At 72.1% G+C, this 2,738-nt stretch carries 4 protein-coding genes; all 4 read right to left on the minus strand.

From position 1 onward, the window contains the following. Nucleotides 1-540: M24 family metallopeptidase (locus IJH84_RS08025; RefSeq protein WP_295142196.1), on the minus strand; the 540-nt coding region annotated here is incomplete at its 3' end. Between the two features lie 32 nt (nt 541-572). Next, a complete protein-coding gene (locus IJH84_RS08030; protein WP_295142189.1) occupies nt 573-1,760 on the minus strand; it encodes an RtcB family protein in 1,188 nt (395 codons plus the stop codon). 255 nt (nt 1,761-2,015) lie between these two features. Then, nucleotides 2,016-2,459 (minus strand): DUF6314 family protein, encoded by a 444-nt coding sequence (locus tag IJH84_RS08035; RefSeq protein WP_200072431.1) that lies wholly within the window; start codon nt 2,457-2,459, stop codon nt 2,016-2,018. Then, a partial coding sequence (locus tag IJH84_RS08040) for a histidine phosphatase family protein (RefSeq protein ID WP_295142193.1) occupies nt 2,456-2,738 on the minus strand: 283 nt, incomplete at its 5' end. The genes IJH84_RS08040 and IJH84_RS08035, both read right to left, overlap by 4 nt.

Raw genomic sequence — 2,738 nt, forward strand, 5'->3', positions numbered from 1 at the left:
CATGTCCCGCCCCACGCCGTGACCGCCGAGCGGGCCGGGCAGCCCATACCCGCCGCCGCGGCCGAGCACGCCGATGGCCGCCGAGACGTCCCCGAGCCGCCCGCCCGGCTGAGCAGCGGCGATCCCGTCCTCCAAGGCCGCCGTCGTGTCCCGCACCAACTGCTCATCCGCCGGGTCGGCCTCGCCGACCGGGAAGGTGATCGCCGCGTCCCCGCACCAGCCGTCCAGGCGCGCCCCGCAGTCCACGCTGAGCAAATCCCCGCGCGCGAGGCGCTGATCACCCGGGATGCCATGCACGATGGCGTCGTTGACCGACGCGCAGATCGCACCGGGGAACGGGCTCGGCGCCCAGTTCGGGTGATAGCCGTCGAACACCGGCGCGGCGCCGCACTCGGCGATGACCGCGCGGGCGACCTCGTCGAGCTCACGCAGCCGCACCCCGACCGCGGCGTGCTCGCGCACCGCGCTCAACGCTGCGGCGGTGATGCGTCCGGCTTCCCGCATCACGTCGAGTTCGCCGCGGGACTTCAACTCGATCACGTCGACCTCTCCGCTGCCCGCTCCAGCAGCCATCAGCCCTTCACGCACACCACCTGCTTGAGGTGCGCGACGACCTCGACCAGGTCCGACTGGGCGCGCAGCACCGCGTCGAGATCCTTGTAGGCCGCCGGGATCTCGTCGACCACCCCGGCGTCCTTGCGGCACTCGACCCCTGCGGTCTGCGCGGCCAGGTCCGCCGCGGTGAACGCCTTGCGGGCCTTGTTCCGCGACATCCGCCGACCGGCCCCGTGCGAGGCGGAGGTGAACGATTCCTCGTTACCGAGCCCGCGCACGATGAACGAGCCGGTGCCCATGCTGCCCGGGATGATCCCCAGCTCGCCGCTGCCCGCGCGGATCGCGCCCTTGCGGGTCACCAGCACCTCCACCCCGCCGTAGGACTCCTCGGCGACGTAGTTGTGGTGGCACGAGATCGGCTCGTCGAACCGCGTTCCCGGCACCACCGACGACAACGCCCGCCGCACCAGCCCGACCATCACCGCCCGGTTGCGGCGGGCGTACTCCTGCGCCCAGAACAGGTCGTGGCGGTAGGCGGCCATCTGCGGCGTGCCGGAGACGAACACGGCCAGGTCCCGATCGGGCAGATCAGCGTTGTGCGGCAACGACTTCGCCACCTCGATGTGCCGCTCGGCGAGCTCCTTGCCGATGTTGCGCGAACCGGAGTGCAGCATCAGCCACACCCGGCCCGCGCCCGCACCGCCCTGCTCCAGGCACACCTCGATGAAGTGGTTCCCACCGCCCAGGCTGCCCAGCTGCCGCAGCGCCCGATCACGCCTGCCCCGCACCCCCTCGTGCAGCTCGTCGAACCGCCGCCAGAACCGGTCGAAACCGGGTTCACCGGCGACCGAGGTGTCCACCGGGTCGCCGTGCATCGCGAAACCCACCGGCACCGCCTGCTCGATCCGCCGCCGCAACCGGCCCAGATCGTCCGGCAGGTCCGCCGCCGACAGCGACGTGCGCACCGCGCTCATCCCGCAGCCGATGTCCACGCCCACCGCCGAAGGCGACACCGCATCCCGCATCGCGATCACGCTGCCGACCGTCGCGCCCTTGCCCAGGTGCACGTCCGGCATCACCGCCAGCCCGTGCACCCACGGCAGGTCCGCGATGTTGCGCAGCTGCGCCATCGCCGCGTCCTCGACCTCGCGCGGGTCCGCCCACATCCGGATGGGCACACCGGCGCCCTCGACGAGCCGCTGCACGGGGACCACCTCCTCACCACACGGCGCAGGCCCCCAACCGTGCACCGCGCGACGGCGAAACGCCCGCACCGGCAAACCAGCCTGCACGCACGGGCGTTCATCGACGAGTCCGGCACGTCAGCGCACCGGACGGGACGGGCCGTCATCACCGGTGGCGCGGCGCACCCGCCCGCGACCCTCGGCGCTCCCCCGAGCGCGGCCCGACCCAACGATCATGACCGGCGCCCGGCCACCCGGGCAACGGGATTTCCGCGGCTACGGCGATCGCCGGAACCGGGTGGTCAACGTGTGCGCCTTCGCAGGACCCGAGACCCGCCAGCACTGCCACCACCGATCCGGACCCTCGACGCCGAACTCGCCGCGGTAGAGGTCGTCCCGGCAAGGATGGCTCGCCTGCCAACGACCCGTGCGCAGATCCAGGTCGTGGAAGAAATCGCCGTAGTCGAACCACACCTGCGCCTGCCCCGGCCCGATCACCTGGTAGTGCAGCGTGCGCTGCGCAGGCCCGCGATGCGCACCCAGTTCGAGCACCCCGTCCTCGCGGTAGACCAGCAGATCGCCGGGCTCCGCGGTGAACTCCGCCCGGCCGCTGAACTCCCCCAGCCGCCCACCGGCATCATCGGTGATCTCCCGGTGCAGCTCCCACCGGCCACCGAAGTAGGCGGCCACATCGGTGACCGCGAACCCCGGCTCGGTCACGCCGCACCGCCCGGCGCGCCCGTGGAACCGCCGACCACGGCATCCGAGGACTGCTGCTCGGACTCCTTCGGCGGCAGCAACGCCGACACGTCCGAACCGGTGTCGTTGATCTTCACCACGAACGGCCGCGTCTCGGTGTAGCGCACGACGCTCAACGAGCACGGATCCACCACGATCCGCTGGAAACCGTCCAGGTGCAGCCCCAACGCATCGGCCAGCACCGCCTTGATCACGTCCCCGTGCGAGCACGCCACCCACACCGCGTTCGACCCGTGCTCG

The organism is Saccharopolyspora sp. (genome assembly GCF_017434145.1).
Taxonomy (GTDB): Bacteria; Actinomycetota; Actinomycetes; order Mycobacteriales; family Pseudonocardiaceae; genus Saccharopolyspora_C; species Saccharopolyspora_C galaxeae.